Genomic DNA, 22,904 nt, shown 5'->3' with positions numbered 1-22,904 from the left:
CTTTCGTCAATCTGTCACGCAAATCACCTATCTGCTAGCGCAATCGCGGCGCCGACGGAGGGCTGCGCCGTTTGTCTACGGAGGAAATTCGATGCGCTATGCCATTTGCTTCACGCCCGCCGCGAGCGACCCGCTCTCATATGTGGCCGCAAATTGGTTGGGTCGGAACGTGTTTTCCGGCGAGACGGTCGAGCCGACCGCAATACGCGGCCTGAGCATTCACGAGATCGCTTTCCACACGGCGATGCCACGCCGCTATGGTTTTCACGGTGTCCTGAAGGCACCCTTCCGCCTTGCCGCCGATGTGACGGAGGCGCAACTTTTGCGTGATCTTATGCGCTTCTGCGGCACACTGACGCCGTTTCACATCAATCGTCTGGAGGTGGCCCGCCTCGGTGCGTTCTACAGTCTCGTTCCCTCGCTGCCCTGCGAACACGCCCACTACCTTGCCAATGCCGTTGTTCAGCAGTTCGATCGATTCCGCGCGCCGTTGAGCGAGGCGGAAATCGAGCGGACCGATCCGGGTGGTCTATCTGCGGCGCAGTTCGCCAATCTGCACCGCTGGGGAAGCCCCTATGTGATGGACGAATTTCGTTTTCACATGCCGCTGACCGGCCCCGTCAGCCAATGCGACATGCCACGGGTCGAGCAGGCGCTTCGCGGCGTCTTCGAGCCGGTACTTGCCGATCGCGTGAAGGTCGCCAACGTTGCCTTGATGATCGAGGAAGGGAATAGCGGGCCGTTTCGCGTGCATTCGCTACATCCGATGGGCAAGGTCAGCGCTCGGCGGGATCGTGTTCCTGCGTTAGCCTAAGGGTTTGTGCCGCAAAGGCGAAACTCTGTTGCGTACTTTCCGTCTCGACATTCCGTCCCCGGATGTTACCGTTTCGCCGACTTTCAGGAAGGTGATTTCATGGTATCCGAGACCTATCCGCGCAATCTCATCGGCTATGGACGCAATACGCCCGATCCGAAGTGGCCGGGCGATGCCCGCGTCGCCGTCCAGTTCGTCATCAATTACGAAGAGGGTGGCGAGAGCTGCATTCTAGACGGCGATCCGGCCTCCGAAAACCTTCTGTCGGAAATCGTCGGCGCTGCACCCTGGCAGAGCCAACGCAACCTCAACATGGAGTCGATCTATGAATATGGCTCGCGCGCCGGTTTCTGGCGATTGTGGCGCCTGTTCACGGAACTCAAGGTTCAGGCGACCGTTTATGGCGTGACGCTCGCCATGGCGCGCAATCCCGAGGCCGTCGCGGCCATGAAGGAAGCCGGCTGGGAAATCGCCAGCCATGGCTACCGCTGGCTGGAATACAAGGATTTCCAGGAAGACGTCGAGCGCAAGCATATTCAGGAAGCCGTGCGCCTGCACACGGCGCTGACCGGCGAGCGTCCCTACGGCATGTATCAGGGCAAGCCCTCGGACAACACGCTGCGTCTCGTCATGGAAGAGGGAGGGTTCCTCTATTCTTCTGACTCATATGCCGACGACCTGCCGTTTTGGGTGAAAGGCATCGATGACAAGCCGTTCCTCATCATTCCCTATACGCTCGAAACCAACGACATGCGGTTTGCCACGCCACAGGGCTTCAATTCGGGCGACCAGTTTTTCACCTACCTCAAGGATGCCTTTGATACGCTTTATGAAGAAGGCAAGGCAGGCAGCCCCAAGATGATGTCGGTGGGCCTGCACTGCCGACTTGTTGGTCGCCCGGGCCGCGCGGCGGCGCTGAAGCGGTTCATGGAATACGTGCTGAAGCATGACAAGGTGTGGATCCCGCGGCGCATCGAGATCGCGCAGCATTGGCATGCCCACCACAAGCCGGAGACGATCTGATGCTTTCGCGGGACGAGTTCGTATCACGTTATGGCGGCGTCTTTGAGCATTCGCCGTTCGTTGCCGAGCGCGCCTATGACGACGGTTTCATCGGTGATGAACTGACCGTGGATCGTGTGCACACGGCGCTCGTCGCCATCTTTCGTGCAGCAAGCCCGGAAGAGCGGCTCGGCGTGCTGCGCGCTCATCCCGATCTTGCCGGGCGCCTCGCGATCGCAGGCGAGCTGACGGAAGACAGCAAAAAGGAACAGGCCGGCGCCGGGCTCGATCGCCTGAGCGCCGAGGAGCACGCACGGTTCACCGAACTCAACGCCGCCTATGTCGAAAAATTCGGCTTTCCGTTCATCATCGCCGTAAAGGGGCTGAACAAGGACGATATTCTCGCGGCCTTCGAAAAGCGCATCGACAACGGCCGCGACGAGGAATTCACCACCGCCACGGCTGAGGTCGAGCGCATTGCGCTGCTGCGCCTCGAAACGATGTTGCCGGGGCGTTGAGACACCCCAGTCGTACGGCTTTTCTCTTTTGCCTCCGTGACTTATAGTTGCGTCATGAAGCCCTCAGAAGTGCTGGAGAAGAACAGGCAGGCGATCCGCGAAGCGACGAAGCGCTTCAACGCGACGAACCCGCGTGTCTTCGGCTCCGTGGCGCGCGGCGAGGATCGGCCGGATAGCGATCTAGATATCTTGGTCGACACCTTGCCAGGCACGACATTGTTCGATCTTGGCGGGTTGCTGGAGGAATTGACGGAGACACTTGGTGTGAAGGTGGATCTGGTCACGCCAGGGGGTCTTCCGGACAAGATACGGGAACGCGTTCTCTCGGAAGCGATCGTCGTATGAGCACAGAACGGCTCGTGGAAAATGTCGATCGTATGCAGCAAGCTGCCGAGCAGGCATGCGCGCTGACGGAGGGCATGACCGAGAACGCTTTTCTGGCCGATCTTAGAACCCAACTCGCCGTGACCATGTCCCTCGTCCTCTTAGGCGAGGCCGCAGTTCGGATCGGCGTTAGCCATCCCGATTTCGTCCGCGATCACGCTGAACTTCCCTGGGCAAAGATAAAGGGAATGCGCAATCTGATCGTGCACGACTACTATCGCGCGGACCTTTCGGCCATTTGGGGCACCGTGCGAAGTGATTTGACCGACCTGATCTCGCAGCTTCAATCGATACGCCATTGGCGCATCCAAGGCGAATAAACCTGTGAACCAACGTCTCGACATTTTTCCCCTCACCAAATCTGCCTTCGCGCCCTTCGGCGACGTGATCGAAGCCGATCCGGCAACGCTGCGCTATATCAACAACGGCACGACGGAGCGCTTCCATGCGCTGTCCGCGGCCGAAGCAGTGGGCGAGGGCGCGCGCGTCATCATCAACCTCTTCCGCGGTCAGCCGCGCGCCTTTCCCTACGAAGTCGGCATGATGGAGCGGCATCCGTTCGGCAGCCAGAGCTTTTCGCCGATCTCCGGCCGCCCCTACCTCGTTGTCGTGTCCGAGGACGAAGGCAGGCCCGGTCGCCCTCGGGTGTTCCTGGCCCGAGGCGATCAGGGCGTGAACTATCGCCGCAATGTCTGGCATCATCCGCTGATGTCTCTCGGCGCCGCCAGCGACTTCCTCGTCGTAGACCGTGAGGGACCCGGTAACAATCTGGAAGAATACTTCTTCGAAACCCCGTTCATCATCAGCGAGCCGATCCTATGACCGGACTGACCACACACGTTCTCGATACTGCCGCCGGCAAACCGGCCGTAGGGCTGCGGATCGATCTCTTCCATCTGGATGGGGACTTCCGTCGCCACATCAAGACGGTCAGTACAAATTCCGATGGCCGCGTCGATGGCGGACCTATCTTGATCGGCGACAGCTTTAAGGCGGGAACCTACGAACTGCTCTTCCACGCTGGCGACTACCTGCGCGCGGCGGGTATCGCCCTGCCGCATCCGGCGTTTCTGGATCTCGTGCCCATCCGTTTCGGCATCGCCGACGTGAGCGCGCATTATCACGTGCCGCTGTTGATCTCGCCCTATGGCTATTCGACCTATCGCGGCAGCTAGACCATGCGTTTTGCCGCCATTGCAGACATCCATGGCAATCATCTCGCGCTGGAAGCGGTGCTTGCCGACATCGCGGCGCTGGGGATTGGCGATATCGTCAATCTCGGCGATTGCTTCAGCGGGCCGCTGACAGCGGGGCGAACCGCCGAGCGCCTGCGGGCGCTCGACATGTTGACCGTGCGCGGCAATCACGATCGCTATCTGATTGAACAGGCGCGAAATGCCATGCATGCCTCCGACGCGGCTGCTTTCAGTCAGCTGAACGAGGACGACCTGCAATGGCTGCGCAGCCTGCCGACAAGTGCGGTCTACCGTGACGAAATCTATCTTTGCCACGCGACGCCGGCGAACGACAACATCTACTGGCTGGAGTCCGTGTCCGTCGAAGGTCACGTGTTCCTGAAGCCGCTCGGGGAGATCGAGGCGCTGGCGAAAGGCACGGATTTCCCGCTGATCCTCTGCGGCCACAGCCATATCCCGCGAATGGTTCGCCTCAGCGACAACAGGCTCATCGTCAATCCCGGTAGCGTCGGCTGCCCCGCCTATGACGATGACGCGCCACACTACCACAAGGTCGAGACCGGCCACACCCTGGCGTCCTATTGCATCCTAGAGAAGGGCGAGGCTGGCTGGCTGCCGGACTTCCGAGCCGTTGCCTACGACCATATGGCCATGTCCTGCCTCGCAAAAGAAAACGCCCGCCCGGATTGGGCAGGCGCGCTTGCGACAGGCTGGATGCCGTAACCTATTGCCTTCCAGCGATGATTGACGAGTTGACGTCGTTGATGTCGCGCTTGCCGCAGAGAGCCATGGTGACATCCATTTCCTTGCGCAGGATGTTGAGGGTGAGTGTAACGCCATCCTTACCCATGGCGCCGAGGCCGTAGAGGAAGGGGCGGCCGATATAGGTGCCCTTGGCGCCAAGGGCAATCGCCTTCAGCACGTCCTGGCCGGAGCGAATGCCGCCGTCCAGATGCACCTCGATCTTGTGGCCGACGGCGTCGACGATATCAGGCAGCATGCTGATCGAAGAGGGAGCGCCATCGAGCTGACGGCCGCCATGGTTGGAGACGATGATGGCATCGGCGCCAGTTTCAGCTGCCGCCTTCGCATCCTCGACGTCGCAGATGCCCTTGATGATCAGCGGGCCGCCCCATTGTTCCTTGATCCAGGCAACGTTGGCCCAGGAAAGCTGCGGGTCGAACTGCTCTGCCGTCCAGGACGAGAGCGAGGAGAGGTCCGAAACGTTCTTGGCGTGCCCGACGATGTTGCCGAAGGTGCGGCGCTTCGTCTGCAGCATGTCCAGGCACCAGAAGGGGCGTGTCGCCATCTGCCAGATGTGCTTCGGCGTGAACTTCGGCGGTGCCGAAAGGCCGTTGCGCAGGTCCTTATGGCGCTGGCCGAGAATCTGCAGGTCGGCGGTCAGGACGAGGGCAGAACACTTCGCCGCCTTGGCGCGGTTGATCAGGTTGAGCACGAAGTCCTTGTCGCGCATCACGTAGAGCTGGAACCAGAAGGGCTTCGTGGTGACCGAGGCGACATCTTCGATCGAGCAGATGCTCATCGTCGACAGCGTGAAGGGAACGCCGAATTCCTCGGCGGCGCGGGCGGCCAGCATTTCGCCGTCGGCATGCTGCATGCCGGTCATGCCGGTCGGGGCAAGGGCCACCGGCATTGCCACCTTCTGGCCGATCATCGTCGTCTCCAGCGTGCGGTTCGTCATGTCGACGAGCACGCGCTGGCGCAGCTTGATCTTGGAGAAATCGCTCTCGTTCGCCTGGTAGGTCGACTCTGTCCAGGCACCGGAATCCGCATAGTCGAAAAACATCTTCGGGACGCGGCGCTGGGCGAGACTTTTCAGGTCGGCGATCGTGAGAGGAGTGGCCATGGATAAGACTTTCACATCGGAATAACGCCATGGCCCTTAACACGATATCCGAGGCTTTGTGTATCTCTTTCGTTGCCTATGGAACAAGAATCAGACTGCCTGCGGCACGTCCCTCTTCGAGGAATTGCTGGGCTAGCGCAGCCTCCTCCAAAGCGTATTCGCGGGCGATCGTTGCAGCGATGCCGGATGCCAGCATTGCGACCACCGCCTCGGCTGCCGCCAGGTAGCTGGCGGTATCCGTGATGTAGGCCATGATGCTCGGATGCGTCAGCCATTTGCCCGGACGGAGCTCGTCCACTGAGACGGGCGGGATCGGTCCGCCGGCCTGTCCGATGGTTGCCACGACGCCGAGCGGACGGACGGCCCGAATGGACTTTGCGAGCATGCTGCCGCCGATGCCGTCATAGACAACGTCAACGCCTCTGTTGTCTGTCACCGTCTTCACGGCGCCGACGACATCGGCATCGCGGCCGACGATCAGGTGATCGGCGCCATATGCGCGGGCAAGCTCTGCCTTTTCCTGCGAGCTGACGGTTCCGATGACGGTGGCGCCAAGATGCTTGGCCCACGGCACGAGGATGCTTCCGAGACCTCCGGCGGCGGCATGGACGAGGACGGTGGTTTCGGGCTCGACGCGGTAGGTCTTGGTCAGCAGCATATAGGCCGTCAGCCCCTTCAGCATGGAGGCAGCGGCAACCTGTGAGGGCACGCTATCAGGCAGGCGGATGGCGCGCGCCGCGGGAAGCAGTCGTGTCGCGGCATAGGCGCCGACAGGCGCGCCAGCGTAGACAACGCGGTCGCCGGCCTTCAGGTCGGTGACCTCTGTTCCGACTGCTTCCACGACGCCGGAACCTTCGACGCCGAGCACGGCGGGGTAGGCAGGCAACGGGTAGAGCCCGCGCCGGTGGTAGATGTCGAGGAAGTTCATGCCGACCGCATCATGGCGTATCCGGATTTCAGTTGCGCCCGGATCCTGCGGCGTCTGTTCAAAAACCTGCAATTGCTCGATGCCGCCCGGCGCGAGAAGTGTAACGACCCTGTCCATGAAAGCGCACTCCGATTGCTGTTGCAGCCATCATTGCGCGTGGCGTCATGATCGAAAATTCCCTATTGATTGTCACTCAATGGGAAAAAATGAACAATGATCGATTGGGAAAGCCTTCGCTACTTTGCCGCCTTGGCGCGGGCCGGCACATTGCTCGGGGCTGCTCGTGCTCTCGGAGTCGAGCATGCGACGGTTTCCAGGCGGGTTGCCGGGCTCGAGGAGCAGACGGGCGTGAAGCTGGTCGACCGGCGCGGGCGCCGCATTCTGCTGACGCCGGAAGGCGAGCGGGTGGCGGCGATGGCCGAGCGCATGGGCGAGGAGGCCCTTGCGGTCGAGAGGCTGGGGCTTGCTGCCGGTGCGACGCTTGCCGGGGAGGTCAGGATCAGCGCGCCGCCAACGCTCGCTGCGGCATTGCTGCCGGCCGCACTGGTCGCGTTGCGCGGTCGGCATCCCGATATCGGCATCACGATCGTCGGCGAGACACGCTATGCCTCACTCGACCGGCGGGAGGCCGATATTGCCGTTCGCATGACGAAGCCCGAGCAGGGCAACTTCGTCATCAGCAAGCTCGGAGATGTCGCTTTCGGTTTTTATGCCACGGCTGCTTATCTTGCGGCGACGCCGCAGGAGCAAAGGACCTTCATCGCCTATGACGAAACGATGGCGAGCGCGCCGCAATCGATGCGGCTTGCCGAGGCAGCGGAGGGCCGCAAGGTGGCGCTCCGGGCAACGACGCTGGAGTTTCAGCTCGCCGCAGCGCGTGCAGGCGGCGGCATCGGCATGCTGCCGAATTTCATGCTGGCCGGCCTGGATGATCTTGTCGAAGCGATCCCTCAACCGCGCCCGCTGACGCGAGAACTGTGGCTCGTCGTCCATGCCGACATCCGCAGCGTGCCGATCGTGCGGGTTGTCATGGACGCGTTGAAGTCGATTTCGTGGTCGGGCTGATACGCCGCAGCTATCCATCAGCCCGTTCGTCCGGCATTACCAAGGGCGATAGCGCAAGGAGACGACATCGCCTTCCAGGTGCTCGACGGATATGAGCGACAAACGCGTTGCCGGCTCTGTGGGGCGGTCGAACGTGGTCGGCATGTTTCCGCTGCCGTCGGCGACAGGCGTGTCGCCAACGGAGGCGGGCGAGCGGTTGCTGACCTCGATCGGGCCTAGGGGCCACCCAACGGTTCGGTGCCGGTTCTTGAAAGCAGCGCAGAAACTCAAATGGTGCTCTTGGCCGCGACGCCAGCCACGTATGTCTCGACGATCGCGCGGTCGTCCCCCATCGTCTGCAGCAGGAACAGCTCTTCCGGCAGCGTCTTCACCACTTCCATCTTCAGTGCCATGGCCGGGGTGGCGGCAGCATTGAGGACGACGATATCGGCGTCCGAGCCGACATCGAGCGTGCCGATCCGGTCGGCGAGCGACAGCGATTGGGCGTTGCCGAGCGTCATGTGGTAATAGCTTTCGAGCGGGTTCAGGCGTTCGCCAAGCAATTGCTGGATCTTGTAAGCCTCGTCCATCGTGCGCAGCATGGAATAGCTGGAACCGCCGCCGATATCGGTCGCGACGCCGATGCGCACCGACTTGTCACGACGCGCAAGCGCCTTCAGCGGGAAGAGGCCGGAGCCGAGGAAGAGGTTCGAGGTCGGGCAGTGCACGGCGACCGAGCCTGTCTCGCTCATCGCATCGGCCTCGCGATCCGAGAGATGAATGCAGTGGCCGAAGAGCGTCCTGTCACCAAGCAGGCCGTAGCGCGCATAGATATCGGTATAATCGATCGCCTCGGGATAGAGCTCGCAGGTGAACTTGATTTCGTCGTGATTTTCCGAGAGGTGCGTCTGGATGTGCAGGTCGGGAAACTCGCGGGCGAGTGCCTGGGTGGCTTCCATCTGGGCCGGCGTCGAGGTGATCGCGAAGCGCGGCGTGATGGCGACGTGACAGCGGCCCTTGCCATGCCATTCGGCGATGATCTGGCGGGTCTCGTCGTAGCCCATCTGAGGCGTGTCCAGCAATCCCTGCGGGGCGTTGCGGTCCATCATCACCTTGCCGCCGACCATTCGCATGTTGCGTCTCAGTGCCTCGGCAAAGAACGCATCGGCGGAGGTCTTGTGGACGGAGCAGTAGGCGACCGCCGTCGTCGTTCCGTGGCGGACGAGCTCGTCGTAGAAATGCGTGGCGATGCGCGCGGCATGGGCGCTTTCGACGAAGCGGCATTCCTCCGGGAAGGTATAGGTGTTCAGCCATTCCAGCAGGTTTGCCGCATAGGAGGCAATCACCTGCATCTGCGGGAAATGAAGATGCGTATCGATGAAACCCGGCATGATCAGATGCGGCCGATGATCAACGGCCACGACGTCGGCGGGGGCCTTTGCGCTCACCTTGTCGTAAGCGCCACGGGCAACGATGAGACCATCCTTGATCAGCAGCCCGCCGTCACTCTCGTAGAGGTAGCTTCCGGTGTCGCCAAGCTCTTGCGGCGCACGCAGAAAGGTGAGCAGCCGGCCGCGGAGAAGTGTGTGTGTCATGGCGTTCTGCCCTTCTGTCGATTGTCCGAACGTGGCGGTTTTCGCGTCACGGTGCCGGCTGGGCCGCGATTGCCGCCGGCGTGGCGGCGCAGCCGTACATCGTCTTGTCCTCGAACGCCAGAACCGCATTGAGCGGGTAGTGGCGATCGGACATGCCGTCGGAGCAATCCCCCTTGGTCAGCGTCAGCTTGAAGGGAGCCGGTCCACCGGGGACCGTCCAGCTGGCTCTTTCCTTCTCGACCAATGGGCCTGGGTTGACGCTTTTCACGTCTTCAGCGCCGGGGCGGCTGAAGGTGATGCTGTCGGAGCGGATCCTGATCGCCCAGAAGGGTTCGGTGCCGAGGGCGTTCAGATCGCCGGAAAAATCGCCTTCGGGTGCCGCCGAGCGACCCTCCGGCGCCGCGGCATCCACGCCGCTCTGGCCGCAGGCGGTCAGCGTGGAAGCGAGAAGCAGGGCGCGAAGGGCGGCTGAGGTCATTCCTGTTTGCCTTCGACTGCGCTTTCGAACCAGGCAACGAGCAGTTTGCGCTCGTCCGAGGTGATGTCGGTGACGTTGCCGGGCGGCATGGCATGGCTGCGGCCGGCCTGTATATAGATCTCGCGGGCGTGAGCGGCAATTTCCGCATCGGTTTCCAGGATCACGTTGTTCGGCGGCCGCGCCAGTCCTTCATAGACCGGCTCGGCAGCATGGCACATGGAACAGCGTGTGCCGACAAGCTGCTTGACCGCGGGAAAATGCCGGTCACCGGCGAATTGCTGGAAGGCGGGCGCGACAGCCTGCGCATCCTTCTCGCCGGTCAGCACCTTCGGCACCGTCGACAGCCACATGATCAGGATGAAGAGGATGAGGGTGACGATCCAGGTCCAGGTCGGGCGTCCCTTGCGGGCATGCGTCGTGTTGAACCAGTGGCGGATAGTGACGCCCATCAGGAAGACGAGGGCAGCGATCACCCAGTTGTAGGCGGTGCCAAACGCCAGCGGATAGTGGTTCGACAGCATGAAGAAGATGACGGGCAGCGTCAGGTAGTTGTTGTGGAGCGAGCGCTGCTTGGCGATCGCGCCGTACTTCGCATCGGGCGTGCGCCCGGCGATCAGGTCGGCGACGACGATCTTCTGGTTCGGGATGATGATCATGAAGACGTTGGCCGACATGATCGTTGCCGTGAAGGCGCCGAGATGCAGGAAGGCGGCGCGGCCGGTGAAGAGCTGCGTGTAGCCCCAGCCCATGAAGACGATCACGGCGTAAAGCACGACCATCAGGCCCCAGGTGTTCTTGCCGAGCGGCGACTTGCACAGCAGGTCGTAGACGATCCAGCCGACGGCCAACGAGGCGAGCGAGATCAGGATCGCCACCGGGGCGCTGATGTCGAGCACATGGCGGTCGATGAGGAAGAGGTCGGCGCCGCCGTAATAGACGATGCAGAGCATCAGAAAGCCGGATAGCCAGGTAAAGTAGCTTTCGTACTTGAACCAGGTCAGGTGCTCCGGCATCTGCGCCGGGGCCACGAGATACTTTTGGATATGATAGAAGCCGCCGCCGTGAACCTGCCATTCCTCGCCATAGGCGCCCGGCGGAAGATGCGGCCGCTTCACCAAACCGAGATCGAGTGCAATGAAATAAAAGGACGAGCCGATCCAGGCAATCGCGGTGATGACGTGGAACCAGCGGGCCGCAAAGGCCAGCCATTCCCACGCTATGGCGTATTCATACATGGAGTTCCCCTGTTCTTCAGTCTCGCCACATTGCAGAAAGTCGCGCGCGGAGGAAAGGGGATAAGGCGCCAGCCTGGCTGCAACATGTACACCGCAGCGTCGCCCACGGTAACGAATTTTTGAAGATGCTTCATGCGAGTGGACTGCGCACGCGACGCTTTCAGCGCCTGAGGCGATGATTTCATGTTCGGCCATCAGGTCGAGCTCGGAACCTCCGCGGGCCCCGCATGTTTTTTTTGAGGATCCAAAGAACGCTCCCCCTCCCGTCGCCGGCGGCTTGAGATGTGCATTCCGCCGTTACCTCGCCCTCGGACGGAGACGACAGCCTGTCCTGATAGGGGCTGCAATATGCAAACCATATCAATGATGTTGGGCGGACTGCGAGGACCGCGAAGCTCACCGACCTCGCTAGCGCCAGGATCGTCCTCCCGCGGGATGCGTTCCTGTACATTCAATGCGAGCGAACCAAAAGAATGTATGCCAAGCCAAGATGTCGACGCTTTTGCATTGGATGCTCCCTCACGGCGGTGATCTCGCGATCATGGAGCCCGTTTGCGGACTGCTGTCCGCAAACCACGCGGAATGGTTAGGCGTCCTTGAATGGGCGGTCTGTCGAGGCCGCTTTGCAGCATGAAAAGTGGCTTGAAATGTCACGGTTCGATTACAATTTCATTTTTGAGGCCGTCGGGATGAGGTGAAAACCGCTTCATTCCGGCGGCGCATTCATCAACGGAGAAGATGCCAATGCGCAGCATTCTTGTGTGTGTGATGATTGCATTCGCGTCCTGTGTTCAGGCCCATGATGCGCCTTCAGGCTGGAGCTACGAGCCCTTCTGTTGCAACGGCGACAGCGAAACCGGAGACTGCCAGATGATCCCGCCAAAGAGCGTCGCGATTACGCCGCATGGCTATCGGGTGACGTTGTTGCCAGGCGATCACAGGCTTGTCACGCATGCGCATGTCTTCCTCCTTCCCATGGGCAAGGCAATGCGCTCCGGTGACGGCGACTACCATCTCTGCCTGTTCCCGAACGAGGATACGCCACGCTGCTTCTATGCGCCGCAGATGGGCTATTAGCTTCCATTGGTCGCGGCGACGTTCATTTCCTCGAGAATCCAGTTTCGGAATGCTTTGATTTTAGGAACGTTGCGGCGGCTTTCCGGGTAGGCCAGCCAGTAGTCCCAATCATTGTCGCTGCAGAGGATTGGAAAGGGCTGGAGCAGCCGACCGGCGGCAAGGTCATCGCGATAGAATGCCGGCGTCAGGATCGCCACGCCCTGTCCCGCAAGCGCAGCACTCGCCTCGAAGGATTGCGCGCCGAGCCGGCTGCGCGGTCTGCCCGCAAGGTCGGGATCGGCGACACCGGCCGCCTCGAACCATGACGTCCACCACGAGTCGCCGGCATCGATCAGTCGCAGCTTGAGGAGATCGCTCGGCTGGTGGATGCCGCCGGCACTGGCCGCAAGTTCGGGGCTCAGCATCGGAGTGAAATCGATCGCCAGCAGCCGGTGGGACACAAGGCCCGGCCACTCGCCCTTGCCGCTGCGGATCGCGATGTCGGCGGGCTCCCTGGCAAAATCGATCAGCGAGTCCGATGTGATCAGGCGTACGGCGGTGGCGGGATATTTGAGGTGAAACGAGCCGAGATGACGCGCCAGCCATTGCGAGGCGAAGGTCGGCGTGGAGTGAATGAGCAGCGTTTCCTCGGCTGCTCCGCGAACCGAGGCCATCGCTTCATGCAACATGGCGAAGGCTTCCGTTACTTTGGGCGCCAGCCGTTCGCCGGCGTCGGTCAGCCTGATATGGCGCGGGCGCCGCATGAAGAGGGGCTCGCCGATGTTCTCCTCCAGCAGCTTCACCTGGTAGCTGACGGCCGTCTGCGTCATGCCGAGTTCGTCGCCGGCCTTGGTGAAACTGCCAAGCCGCGCGACGGCCTCAAATACGCGCAGCGCGTTCAGGGGAAACTGCTTCGACAGCTTCATGGATAAGTTCTCTTTATGCATCCAGACGAGCGTTCGATTGGAATTTCAGCATTTATTGGCGCAATCTGCAACCCAACGGATCAGATTGTTGAGGTGATGTTATGGATTGCGCCGCTATCGAACAGGACAGACAGGCAAAGGCTGCCGGGACCTCAACTTGGCTGTCCGACTTTGGCCGCAGACTGCTGCGTCGGCTTTCGGGATGGGACAGGCTGGAATTCGAGGGAATGCCGGATCGCATCAAGCGCGACCTCGGTTTCATGGACGGGCGCGAGCCGCGCTACAACAGCGAGTTCCGGCGGTAAGCCGTGAGATTGGAGTGGCAGTGCCCCGAGGTGCTGCCACTTCAGCCTATGCCTTCTTCATTCTCTCCACGGCCATCAACACCCGCTCGGGCGTTGCCGGTGAATCGAGTTGCGGGCAGACCTTGTAGTTGGCAACACTGGCAACGGCCATGGAAAGCGCCTCCAGCACTGAGATCGCCAGCATGAGCGGCGGTTCGCCGACGGCCTTGGAGCGGCCGATCGTGTGTTCAGTATTCTCCGACCATTCGGCAAGACGCACGTTGAAAATCTTCGGGCGATCGGAGGCGAGGGGGATCTTGTAGGTCGAAGGCGCGTGCGTGCGCAGCCGGCCCTTGTCGTCCCACCACAGTTCCTCCGTTGTCAGCCAGCCCATGCCCTGAACAAATGCGCCCTCCACCTGGCCGATATCGATCGCCGGGTTCAGCGAGCGGCCCACATCGTGCAGGATATCGGTGCGTTCGACGAGGTATTCGCCGGTGAGTGTATCAATCGAGACCTCCGAACAGGCTGCGCCATAGGAATAGTAGTAGAACGGCGTGCCGCGGCCGGCGGCACGATCCCAATGGATCTTCGGGGTTTTATAGAATCCGGCGGCGGAAAGCTGGACGCGGGCCAAATAGGCCTGCTTGATGAAATCGGGGAAGGGGAACTCCTTGTCGCCAACCCTGACGCGATTGGGCAGGAAGACAACGTCCGTCGGAGGTACGCCCCATTTTTCGGCGGCAAAGGCAACCAGCCGTTCCTTGATCTGGCGGGCGGCATCGTAGGCCGCCATGCCGTTCAGGTCCGATCCGGAGGATGCCGCGGTGGCAGACGTGTTGGGCACCTTGCCGGTCGTCGTTGCCGTGATCTTCACATGCTCGATATCGACCTGAAAGCTGTCGGCGAGCACCTGCGCGACCTTGGTGTATAGCCCCTGGCCCATCTCGGTGCCGCCGTGGTTCAGGTGGATTGAACCATCCTGATAGACGTGGACGAGCGCGCCGGCCTGGTTGAACGCTGTCATGGTGAAGGAGATGCCGAACTTCACTGGCGTCAGGGCAATGCCTTTGCGAATGTAGCGGCTGTCGCGGTTGAACGCGATGATGGCGTTGCGGCGCGCTTGGTACTCGGCGCTTTCTTCCAGTTCGCTGACGATGCGTTCGAGGATGCTGTCTTCGACCTCTTGATGGTAGGGGGTCAACGTGCGGCCGGAGCCAGGCTGGCCGTAGAAGTTCAGCTTGCGGACGTCGAGCGGGTCCTTGCCGATCGCATAGGCGATCTCTTCGATGAAGCGTTCAGCCCCGAGCATGCCCTGTGGCCCGCCAAAACCGCGGAAGGCGGTGTTGGAAACGGTGTGGGTCTTCAGCGGCTTCGATGTCAGATGGACATGCGGATAGAAATAGCTGGAATCTGCGTGGAACAGCGCCCGGTCCGTGACAGGGCCGGAAAGATCCGAGGAGAAGCCGCAGCGCGCGGCATAGGTGGCGTCGACTGCGTGGATGCGGCCTTCGTCATCGAAGCCGATCTCGTAGTCGACAAGGAAGTCGTGGCGCTTGCCGGTTGCGGCCATGTCCTCATCGCGATCAGGACGGAACTTGATGGCGCGCTTCAGCTTCTTGGCGGCAATCGCCGCCAGGGCGGCAAACTGGTTGCCCTGCGTCTCCTTGCCGCCGAAACCGCCGCCCATGCGGCGCACGTTCACCGTCACCGCGTTCGACGCGATATCGAGGACGTGGCCCACAATATGCTGGATCTCGCTCGGATGCTGGGTGGACGACCAGATGGCGACCTCGTCGTCCTCGCCGGGGATGGCGACGGCAATGTGGCTTTCGAGATAGAAGTGCTCCTGGCCGCCGATCCGCATCTGACCCTTCAACCGGCGCGGGGCGTTCTCCATCTCGCCCTTGGCATCGCCGCGCTGCAAGGTCATCGGCGTGATGACGAGCGGGCCTCCATTTTCAAGCGCGCCGTCAATATCGCTCCAGTGCGGCAGGTCGCGATATTCGATCTTTGCCTTGCGGGCGGCGCGGCGGGCAATCTCGCGCGTTTCGGCAATGACGGCGAAGATCGGCTGGTTGTGAAATTCGACCTTGTGTTCGGCCAGCAGCGGCTCGTCGTGGCTGCCGTTCGAACTGACGTCATTGACGCCGGGCACGTCCTTGCCGGTGAAAACCCAGATGACACCCGCTGTCGCCTTCACCTCGGAAAGGTCCATGCTGATGATCTCGGCGTGTGCCCGCTCGGACAGGCCGAGTGCGCCATGCAGCAGATCGGCAGGCTCGGGCAGGTCGTCGATGTAGTCGGCGGTGCCGGTAACGTGCTTGTGTGCTGAATCGTGACGCAGCGAGCCATGCATCGCGCCTGATATGATAAACTTTGGGTCGGGGAGAGTTGACTTGTCCATTTATGCCACCTCCTCGAAACGCCTCAATTCCGCCGGCGTGCCTGAGGTTTCCAGATAGAAACGGGTCAGAAGGTTCTTGGCGGTCAACTGACGGTATTCGGCCGTTGCGCGCCAGTCGGTCAGCGGCTGGAAGTCGGCGTCGAACTCGGCCCGGACGGCTTCGATCGTCGTCTCGCTCCAAGGCTTGCCCATGAGCGCATTCTCGACGCTGCGGGCACGCTTCGGTGTTGCGGCCATGCCGCCAAAGGCGATGCGGATGTCGTTGACGTCTCCCTCCGTATCCAGTGTCAGGTAGAAGGCGCCGAGAACCGCCGTGATGTCCTCGTCGCGGCGCTTGGTGATCTTGTAGACGGCAAACTGGGTCGCCTCGGCGGGATAGGGCACGAAGATGCTCTCGACGAACTCGCCCGGTCGGCGATCCTGCTTGCCATAATCGATGAAGAAATCTTCCAGCCGCAGCATGCGCGTTCCGGCCAGAGAACGCAGCTTCACCGTGGCGCCGAGGGCAATCAGTGGCGGTGGCATATCGCCGATCGGCGAACCGTTCGCGATGTTGCCGCCGATCGTGCCCATGTTGCGCACCTGATCCCCGCCGATGCGCTCGATGAGGCGGCCGAGGGTCGGCACCTTGCTGGCGATGGTTTCGAAGGCGCGGCTGTAGGTCACGCCGGCGCCGATCGTGAAGCCGCCGTCGCCAGCGGTGATCGACTGCAGATCGGTCAGATGGTTTATGAAGACGACCGGGTTCAAGGCGCGCATCTGCTTGGTCACCCAGAGGCCCACATCGGTCGATCCCGCGACGATGGTGGCGCTCGGCTCTTCGGACAGCACACGCGCCAGCGCCTCCAGCGATCCCGGCAGGATCAGCCGGCCCTCCAGCGTCGTGATCAAGATCGTCTCGCTGTTTCGCATCGCCCAGAGGCGCGAGATGATATCGGAGCGGGTCTTTTCGAGCGGGTCGAAGAGTGCGCTCGGGCGCGTGCGGCTTACCTGCTCGGCGGCTTTCACGATCGGCTCGTAACCGGTGCAACGACAGAGATTGCCTTGTAGGGCTTTTTCGATGTCGGCGCGAACCGGCTTGTCGTTGGAAAGCCAGAGGCCATACATCGACATGATGAAACCCGGCGTGCAGAAGCCGCATTGCGAGCCGTGGCAATCCACCATTGCCTGCTGTACCGGATGCAGCGAACCGTCCCTGGCGGCCAGATGCTCGACGGTGACGACATGGGTGGCGTTCAAAGACCCCATGAAACGAATGCAGGCGTTGACGGGTTCATAATGCAGCTTGCCGTCGATCAGCCGTCCCACAAGGACGGTACAGGCGCCGCAATCGCCCTCCGCGCATCCTTCCTTCGTGCCGGTCAGCCGGCGCTTCAACCGGAGATAATCGAGAAGCGTCTCGGTCGGCCGGACGTCGCCAAGCGTGACGTCCTCGCCATTGAGGATGAAGCGGATGCTGTCGTTCATATCGTTCCTTGGTTTTTATCTTTATTTTGAATGGTTATGCCGCGGTCCAGCCACCGTCAATCGAGATGTGGGTGCCGGTCACCTGCCGGGCTTCGTCGCTTGCGAGGTAGAGAGCCAGCGCCCCAATCTCTTCCGCCTTGACGAATTCATGCGTCGGCTGGGCCTTGAGGATCACTTCGGTCTTGACTTGCTCCTCGGTCATGCCGCGTGCCTTGGCCGTATCCGGTATCTGTTTCTCGACGAGCGGCGTCAGCACATAGCCCGGGCAGATGGCATTCACGGTCACGCCAAATTCGGCAAGTTCCAGCGCCGCCGTCTTCGTCAGGCCCAATATACCATGCTTTGCCGCGACATAGGCGGATTTGAACGGAGAGGCGACCAAGCCGTGCGCGGAGGCGATGTTGATGATGCGTCCCTTTTTCCTCGCCTTCATCAGCGGGATCGCGGCACGCATGGTGTGAAACGAGCTGGACAGATTGATCGCGATGATCTGGTCCCACTTTTCGATCGGGAAATCCTCGATCTTCTCGACATGCTGGATGCCGGCATTGTTGACCAGCACATCGACGGAACCACAGGTCTTCGCGGCAGTTTCGATCAGGTCGGCGATTTCGGCTGGCTTCGTCATGTCGGCCGGATGATGGATCACCTTCGCCTTCGAGGCCGATTCAAGCTTCTCGACTATCGCCTTGATTTCCTCGGGCTTTCCGAAACCGTTGATGACGACGTTGTCGCCCTTGCCGGCAAAGGCTGTCGCGATCGCAAGGCCGATGCCGCTGGTGGATCCGGTGACGACGATTGTTCTGGCCATTCTCTTCTCCTCAAGCCGTTTTGCGACGCAATCGAGGTGAGGTTATGCGCAAAGCATCTCTGCTGGCAATTGCGCTATCGGCAATTCTCTTGTGTCGAAGAGGTGGCTAGGTTCTTTCATCGCCCGCCCTCCTGTCTTATTGATTTTTCCCGATAATCACGATCAGCGGGAGGACTGGCATGAGCGGATATGTTCTGGCAATCGATCAGGGGACGACATCGACGCGGGCGATCGTCTTCGATGGCCAAATGCAGATCGCCGGTGCGGGCCAGAAGGAGTTCCGCCAGATCTACCCTCGATCCGGTTGGGTGGAGCACGATCCGGAGGAAATCTGGGATTCCGTCGTCTCGACCATCAAAATGGCGATCCGTGAGGCCAGGATCCAGGCAAAAGACATCGCGGCGCTCGGCATTACCAATCAGCGCGAGACCGTCGTCGTCTGGGAACGCGAAAGCGGCAAACCGATCCACAACGCAATCGTCTGGCAGGACCGCCGCACGGCAAGTTATTGCGACAAGTTGAAAAGACAGGATCTCGAAAAGACGTTCACCAAGAAGACCGGCCTTCTTCTTGATCCGTATTTCTCTGGCACCAAGCTGTCGTGGCTGCTCGCCAACGTCAAAGGTGCGCGGGCCCGTGCCGCCAAGGGCGAATTGTGCTTCGGTACCGTCGATGCCTTCCTGATCTGGCGGCTGACCGGCGGCAAGGTGTTCGCGACTGATGCGACGAACGCCTCCCGCACGCTGATGTACAACATTTCCGACAATTGCTGGGACAGGGCTCTGCTCGATATCCTGCGTGTTCCGGCGGCGATGCTGCCTGAGGTGAAGGACTGCGCCGACGATTTCGGCATGACCGAGAAAGCCATCCTTGGCGCGGAGATTCCCATCCTCGGCGTCGCCGGCGATCAGCATGCGGCGACCATCGGGCAGGCCTGCTTCGAGCCCGGTATGATGAAATCGACCTACGGCACCGGCTGCTTCGCGCTGCTCAACACGGGCAGCGACATCGTGGGTTCGAAGAACCGGCTGCTGACGACGATCGCCTATCGGCTGAACGGCGAAACGACCTATGCGCTGGAAGGCTCGATCTTCATCGCGGGCGCTGCCGTGCAATGGCTTCGCGACGGGCTCGGCATCATCGATAGGGCGTCTCGCACCGGCGAGCTTGCCGATGCTGCCGATCCGACGCAGGAGGTCTATCTGGTTCCCGCCTTCACCGGTCTTGGCGCGCCGCATTGGGATGCGAATGCGCGTGGGGCGATCTTCGGCCTGACGCGCAACAGCGGCCCGAAGGAATTCGCCCGCGCTGCCCTCGAGGCGGTCTGCTACCAGTCCCGCGATCTGCTTGACGCCATGCACAAGGACTGGAAGGGCGGCGTGGAGAGCACCGTTCTTCGCGTCGATGGTGGCATGGTCGCCTCCGACTGGACGATGCAGCGGCTGGCAGACATTCTCGACGCGCCCGTCGACCGGCCGGTCATCCTCGAAACCACGGCGCTCGGAGCGGCCTGGCTTGCCGGCAGCAGGGCCGGTGTCTGGCCGGATCGTGAAGGCTTCGCCAAGAGCTGGAAGCGCAACCATCGCTTTGAACCCGCCATGGACGAGAAGACTCGCGCGGCGAAGCTCAAGGGCTGGCGCAGCGCCGTCAAGCGCACGCTTGCGGATGCCTGAGCGCGCCGTCGATCTCAGCAAACGTCCGCAAATGCTGGAAGCAATTGCCTATTCCTTTATTTCGGTGGCCGCCCGGCTCATGCGATGATCGAGGAAGGTCAAACGGTTCTCCCTGATGGCCTGCAGGGCGGACATGTCGTTGCCCGCTATCTTCAGGTGCGGCAGATGCTCCCTGTAGACGAGTTCGAATATTGCGGCGCGCGTGCTCGGATCGACAGGATTTGCTTCGTGGACGGGGAGGTCCGCATGGATCGAGGGACGGCCCGTGGCTTGGTCTATGCGCGTGAAGTAGACGGGCTTGGCGTTGATCCGCGTTGTCGTTGCCGCCATATCCGCGCAGATTTCCAGTGCCTGCAGGATGGTGAACCTCTCCTGTTTTCCGGGCAGGACGAAACGGTGAATGATGTCCATCGAGCGGCCGCTGTCACTCAGATTGGCGATGATGGCAAGATCGCCGAGTCGGATCATGATGGTTTGAGTTTCGTGGACGGTGACGAAGTCGAAGTCCTCGCGATAGCGATCGTCGTCAATCGCAAGGATGACCACCGAGCCCAGCACTTCTGGCGCAATGCGTGCGCCGGTATAGGGGGATCTGGCGATGCAATGGATGTGATGGAGTGTCGCCCAATCGGTGTCCTTGTCTTCCACGACGGCGTCCACCCGGTGATCCGGCTTGATCGCGATGGCGCCGTCCTTGATCAGGAATTTCAGGAAGATCCAGCAAAGCCAGGCAAACAGCACACGGTGCCCGTCATCGTCAAGGTGTCGCAGAAGTTTTGCGTATCCGCCTTCCGTCAATCGTCGCACCGGCTGCTCCAGCTTCCGTCCAAGCAGCGAATTGCAGTCCTTGCAGCAGGGGATCGTGTGGCGATCGTATCGCCGACCATGGTATTCGTGGGGCAGAGTGAGCTCCTTGTCGTAAAGGTCATACTTCCGCAGAATCCATTTGGGCAGGACGTGTTCCCGGTTGACCACCTTGCTCTCGAGGGCTTCGCAACAGATTAGGCACCGTGTCCTTTTGTTGATGAGATCGATGAAGGTGTCGGTGTCGATGTAGACCTTGGGGTCATTCAAATACGGTGAGGGCGTCATGTCCTTGTCTCCCGACCGATCGATGCGGATAATATGCACCGAGTTTCCGGTCGCGTCGCGCCAAACTGCGGCGCTCTTGGACTTGCCTGTTTAGCCGCGGAGGAGTTGGCATGGTTGCAGTCACGGTGGAGTTGCGGAATGTCGAGGGCACGCAGGCGGCGATGGGATGGGCAGGTTCGCACACCGTCGTTGTCGATCGTCCCGAGGGTAAGGCCGGCGGGCAGGGGCTCGGATTCAATGGCGCGCAGCTTCTGGCATTGGCGCTCGGCGGTTGCTTCTGCAACGACCTGCGCTACGCCGCTGACGAGATGGGCGTCTCACTTGGGAAGATCGCAGTCTCGGTCATCCTCGAGCTCGAGGGCAAGCCGATCATAGCGAAATCGGCGGTGATGAAAGTCGCTTGCCATGGGCAAGACGGCACGAGTGCCGAGCAGGTGGTCGAGCGGGCGAAGGCGATCTCTATGGTCAGCAATTCGCTGCGCCGCGGCGTGGCAGTTTCGATCGAGCGCGCCGCCTAGCTCCTGAGATTGCGGTCATTCAGGCGGGCACGGCCTGCTGTTGGCGCCGCGTCGGCGGCGTGTAGAGCCAGCCGGCACAGCTGCGATCGGCGATTGCCCTGATCGCAAGCGATAGGCCGATCGCAAAGACCACCACCAGCGGCGCGGTGATGTAGCCGCTTGCCGCATTGCTTCCAACGATCGTGGCAACCAGGGCGACCACCAGTGACACGATCATCACATGGGTCACGTAGACCGGCAGCGTGTTGCGCCCGAAATAGGCGAAGGCGTGGCGCACCGATTGCAAACGCGACATCAGTACGGCCGTCCCGCATAGCCACGCAAGACCGGCGATCGAGGAGACCAGCGCCCAGCTACCTTTCTCGATGGCCTGCAGTCTCCAGCGCAGCACGTAGAGCGCGGCGAAGATGAGCAAGCCCGCACAAGCCGTCAGCAGCGGACGCTTTGTGATCGCGTCGACCACCGGCTTCCCGTACCAGCAGCCGAATAGGAAAAAGACGAAATACTGCAGTACGTTGCGGTGGGTGAAGAGATCGATCGACAGGTGCTCGCCGAAGGTCAGGATCGAGATCAGTGCGGCAATTGCGATTGTGGTCGGGTGGCGGATGGGGCAGAGAAGCTTCGTCGCGACCATGAAGATGGCGAGCGCCCAGATGAACCAGATGCCGGTGTTTGGCGCCCACCACATTTCGAGCAATTGATAGGGGTCGCTTCCTTCGGTCGGCACCAGAACGTTCGTCTGCACGTAACGGAAGAACAGCCAGCGCGCGGTGTTCCAGATCGCGAAGAGATAGACGAGCAGCCAGATCTTGCGGCGCAGGAAGTCGCCCCACGAGGCACGCATCGCCGAGGCAGCCAGGAAGCCTGAAACCGTAAAGAACAATGGCATCCGGATCGGCGTCATGATGCTGCTAAGGCGCGCATAGAGGTCAGGGGCCATGTCGTGGACGTCGTGGTAGGAGGGTGTGGTAGATCACCACAAGAATGATGGACATACCCTTGGCGATATCCAGCCAATCGATGCGGGTTTTCTGCTGCAATGACCGCCCTCCGATTTGTGCAGTGCAGCGAAATAGATAGGCAAAATACGTCAAAAACGAGGGGTGCGGCGTAATTTGCACCGCGAGCGTGCATTCGCGGAGAGCCAGATGCCGCCAAATCGCTGCGTCAGCGATGCAACCACGGCGTCGCGGTGCTCCAGAAGATAATGTCGGCGCCGAGATAGTCACCGGCAAAGGCAATGAACTCGTCCTTGGTGAACGGCTTCTTCGTCTTCGGATTCTTGTCGGTCAAGGTTGGCTCCTGAACCGCGCGCGGACGCGGCAAGAACGCCGTCGTCGAGGCAGGCGAGGAGCGCAAAGGCGGCAAGCAGGCGGAAAGCGGGTTTCACGATTGTCTCGGACGTATGACGTTTGAGATTGCGGAGCAATTCCGACGAAAGGTGGCGGCCTGATGGCGCGGCCGAATGCTAGCCACAGTTGGCAGGCGACACCCACCGTGCTTCGATCACGACCCTCGGTTCGGCAAATGACCGGTTGAGATGGCGGCCAGCAATGGTTATGTGATGCCAACCGCAAGCGGTCCCCAGCTAACAACAAGGCGCATCCTG

At 61.3% G+C, this 22,904-nt stretch carries 25 protein-coding genes; 13 read left to right on the top strand and 12 right to left on the bottom strand.

Annotation, left to right across the window (positions count from 1 at the left end):
• Positions 1-91: 91 nt before the first annotated feature.
• The 8 genes from BSG20_RS08185 (at position 92) to BSG20_RS08150 (ending at position 4,637) form a co-directional block, all read left to right on the top strand.
• Positions 92-814: a DUF1045 domain-containing protein gene (locus BSG20_RS08185; RefSeq protein WP_072373293.1), complete on the top strand. Its 723-nt coding sequence runs from the start codon at positions 92-94 to the stop codon at positions 812-814.
• A 99-nt stretch (positions 815-913) separates the two neighbouring features.
• On the top strand, positions 914-1,837 hold the full coding sequence (gene puuE / locus BSG20_RS08180) for an allantoinase PuuE (RefSeq protein ID WP_072373290.1): 924 nt from the start codon (positions 914-916) through the stop codon (positions 1,835-1,837).
• On the top strand, positions 1,837-2,334 hold the full coding sequence (gene uraD, locus BSG20_RS08175; protein WP_072373287.1) for a 2-oxo-4-hydroxy-4-carboxy-5-ureidoimidazoline decarboxylase: 498 nt from the start codon (positions 1,837-1,839) through the stop codon (positions 2,332-2,334). Before puuE ends, uraD begins: the two co-directional genes overlap by 1 nt.
• 54 nt (positions 2,335-2,388) lie before the next feature.
• Positions 2,389-2,679 (top strand): nucleotidyltransferase family protein, encoded by a 291-nt coding sequence (locus BSG20_RS08170; RefSeq protein WP_072373403.1) that lies wholly within the window; start codon positions 2,389-2,391, stop codon positions 2,677-2,679.
• Positions 2,676-3,038, top strand: coding sequence for a HepT-like ribonuclease domain-containing protein (locus BSG20_RS08165; protein WP_072373284.1), 363 nt, complete (start codon positions 2,676-2,678; stop codon positions 3,036-3,038). Before BSG20_RS08170 ends, BSG20_RS08165 begins: the two co-directional genes overlap by 4 nt.
• Positions 3,039-3,042: 4 nt before the next feature.
• Positions 3,043-3,540: an ureidoglycolate lyase gene (locus BSG20_RS08160; protein ID WP_072373281.1), complete on the top strand. Its 498-nt coding sequence runs from the start codon at positions 3,043-3,045 to the stop codon at positions 3,538-3,540.
• On the top strand, positions 3,537-3,893 hold the full coding sequence (gene uraH / locus BSG20_RS08155; RefSeq protein WP_072373278.1) for a hydroxyisourate hydrolase: 357 nt from the start codon (positions 3,537-3,539) through the stop codon (positions 3,891-3,893). The genes BSG20_RS08160 and uraH overlap by 4 nt, the downstream gene beginning before the upstream one ends.
• Before the next feature lie 3 nt (positions 3,894-3,896).
• Positions 3,897-4,637: a metallophosphoesterase family protein gene (locus tag BSG20_RS08150; protein ID WP_072373276.1), complete on the top strand. Its 741-nt coding sequence runs from the start codon at positions 3,897-3,899 to the stop codon at positions 4,635-4,637.
• A gap of 1 nt (position 4,638) precedes the next feature.
• On the opposite strand, the gene BSG20_RS08145 is transcribed toward BSG20_RS08150, so the two are convergent.
• Positions 4,639-5,781: an alpha-hydroxy acid oxidase gene (locus BSG20_RS08145; RefSeq protein WP_072373273.1), complete on the bottom strand. Its 1,143-nt coding sequence runs from the start codon at positions 5,779-5,781 to the stop codon at positions 4,639-4,641.
• A gap of 76 nt (positions 5,782-5,857) precedes the next feature.
• Positions 5,858-6,826 (bottom strand): quinone oxidoreductase family protein, encoded by a 969-nt coding sequence (locus BSG20_RS08140; protein ID WP_072373270.1) that lies wholly within the window; start codon positions 6,824-6,826, stop codon positions 5,858-5,860.
• A 96-nt stretch (positions 6,827-6,922) separates the two neighbouring features.
• Here BSG20_RS08140 and BSG20_RS08135 point away from each other — a divergent pair, with 96 nt between their 5' ends.
• A complete protein-coding gene (locus BSG20_RS08135) occupies positions 6,923-7,774 on the top strand; it encodes a LysR family transcriptional regulator (RefSeq protein ID WP_072373267.1) in 852 nt (283 codons plus the stop codon).
• 266 nt (positions 7,775-8,040) lie between these two features.
• Here BSG20_RS08135 and guaD read toward each other — a convergent pair whose 3' ends face one another.
• Genes guaD through BSG20_RS08115 form a run of 3 tightly spaced genes read right to left on the bottom strand, consistent with a single transcriptional unit; the run spans position 8,041 to position 11,061 of the window.
• Positions 8,041-9,348, bottom strand: coding sequence for a guanine deaminase (guaD, locus tag BSG20_RS08125; RefSeq protein ID WP_072373261.1), 1,308 nt, complete (start codon positions 9,346-9,348; stop codon positions 8,041-8,043).
• Between the two features lie 46 nt (positions 9,349-9,394).
• On the bottom strand, positions 9,395-9,826 hold the full coding sequence (locus BSG20_RS08120) for a COG3650 family protein (protein WP_072373258.1): 432 nt from the start codon (positions 9,824-9,826) through the stop codon (positions 9,395-9,397).
• Positions 9,823-11,061, bottom strand: coding sequence for a urate hydroxylase PuuD (locus BSG20_RS08115; protein WP_072373256.1), 1,239 nt, complete (start codon positions 11,059-11,061; stop codon positions 9,823-9,825). The genes BSG20_RS08120 and BSG20_RS08115 overlap by 4 nt, the downstream gene beginning before the upstream one ends.
• Before the next feature lie 744 nt (positions 11,062-11,805).
• Between BSG20_RS08115 and BSG20_RS08110 the strand changes: the two genes are divergently transcribed.
• Entirely contained in the window at positions 11,806-12,138 is a 333-nt protein-coding gene (locus BSG20_RS08110; RefSeq protein WP_024313971.1) for a hypothetical protein, read from the top strand.
• Here BSG20_RS08110 and BSG20_RS08105 read toward each other — a convergent pair.
• On the bottom strand, positions 12,135-13,064 hold the full coding sequence (locus BSG20_RS08105) for a LysR substrate-binding domain-containing protein (protein ID WP_072373253.1): 930 nt from the start codon (positions 13,062-13,064) through the stop codon (positions 12,135-12,137). The two genes, BSG20_RS08110 and BSG20_RS08105, sit on opposite strands and share 4 nt — an antisense overlap.
• Positions 13,065-13,144: 80 nt before the next feature.
• Between BSG20_RS08105 and BSG20_RS08100 the strand changes: the two genes are divergently transcribed.
• Entirely contained in the window at positions 13,145-13,348 is a 204-nt protein-coding gene (locus tag BSG20_RS08100) for a hypothetical protein (protein WP_072373250.1), read from the top strand.
• A gap of 46 nt (positions 13,349-13,394) precedes the next feature.
• Here the strand turns inward: BSG20_RS08100 and xdhB are convergent, their stop codons facing one another.
• Genes xdhB through BSG20_RS08085 form a run of 3 tightly spaced genes read right to left on the bottom strand, consistent with a single transcriptional unit; the run spans position 13,395 to position 18,012 of the window.
• Entirely contained in the window at positions 13,395-15,734 is a 2,340-nt protein-coding gene (xdhB, locus tag BSG20_RS08095; protein WP_072373247.1) for a xanthine dehydrogenase molybdopterin binding subunit, read from the bottom strand.
• Complete coding sequence (gene xdhA / locus BSG20_RS08090; protein ID WP_072373244.1) at positions 15,735-17,201, bottom strand: xanthine dehydrogenase small subunit; 1,467 nt, start codon at positions 17,199-17,201, stop codon at positions 15,735-15,737.
• A gap of 34 nt (positions 17,202-17,235) precedes the next feature.
• Complete coding sequence (locus BSG20_RS08085; protein WP_072373242.1) at positions 17,236-18,012, bottom strand: 3-hydroxybutyrate dehydrogenase; 777 nt, start codon at positions 18,010-18,012, stop codon at positions 17,236-17,238.
• A 179-nt stretch (positions 18,013-18,191) separates the two neighbouring features.
• On the opposite strand from BSG20_RS08085, the gene glpK reads away from it, so the two are divergent.
• Positions 18,192-19,685, top strand: a complete 1,494-nt coding sequence (gene glpK / locus BSG20_RS08080) for a glycerol kinase GlpK (protein WP_072373239.1) — start codon at positions 18,192-18,194, stop codon at positions 19,683-19,685.
• Positions 19,686-19,733: 48 nt separating this feature from the next.
• On the opposite strand, the gene BSG20_RS08075 is transcribed toward glpK, so the two are convergent.
• Positions 19,734-20,777: a hypothetical protein gene (locus BSG20_RS08075; protein WP_072373400.1), complete on the bottom strand. Its 1,044-nt coding sequence runs from the start codon at positions 20,775-20,777 to the stop codon at positions 19,734-19,736.
• A 110-nt stretch (positions 20,778-20,887) separates the two neighbouring features.
• On the opposite strand from BSG20_RS08075, the gene BSG20_RS08070 reads away from it, so the two are divergent.
• The gene (locus tag BSG20_RS08070) at positions 20,888-21,295 is read left to right on the top strand and encodes an OsmC family protein (RefSeq protein ID WP_072373236.1); all 408 of its coding nucleotides are present in this window, start codon (positions 20,888-20,890) and stop codon (positions 21,293-21,295) included.
• 19 nt (positions 21,296-21,314) lie between these two features.
• Here BSG20_RS08070 and BSG20_RS08065 read toward each other — a convergent pair whose 3' ends face one another.
• Both BSG20_RS08065 and BSG20_RS38370 read right to left on the bottom strand, forming a co-directional pair.
• A complete protein-coding gene (locus tag BSG20_RS08065; protein WP_072373233.1) occupies positions 21,315-22,235 on the bottom strand; it encodes an acyltransferase family protein in 921 nt (306 codons plus the stop codon).
• Positions 22,236-22,462: 227 nt separating this feature from the next.
• On the bottom strand, positions 22,463-22,588 hold the full coding sequence (locus tag BSG20_RS38370; RefSeq protein ID WP_280142173.1) for a hypothetical protein: 126 nt from the start codon (positions 22,586-22,588) through the stop codon (positions 22,463-22,465).
• Between the last annotated feature and the right edge of the window lie 316 nt (positions 22,589-22,904).

It is taken from the genome of Rhizobium tibeticum, assembly GCF_900110205.1.
Taxonomy (GTDB): Bacteria; Pseudomonadota; Alphaproteobacteria; order Rhizobiales; family Rhizobiaceae; genus Rhizobium; species Rhizobium tibeticum.
This window is presented reverse-complemented; position numbering and strand designations above follow the sequence as displayed.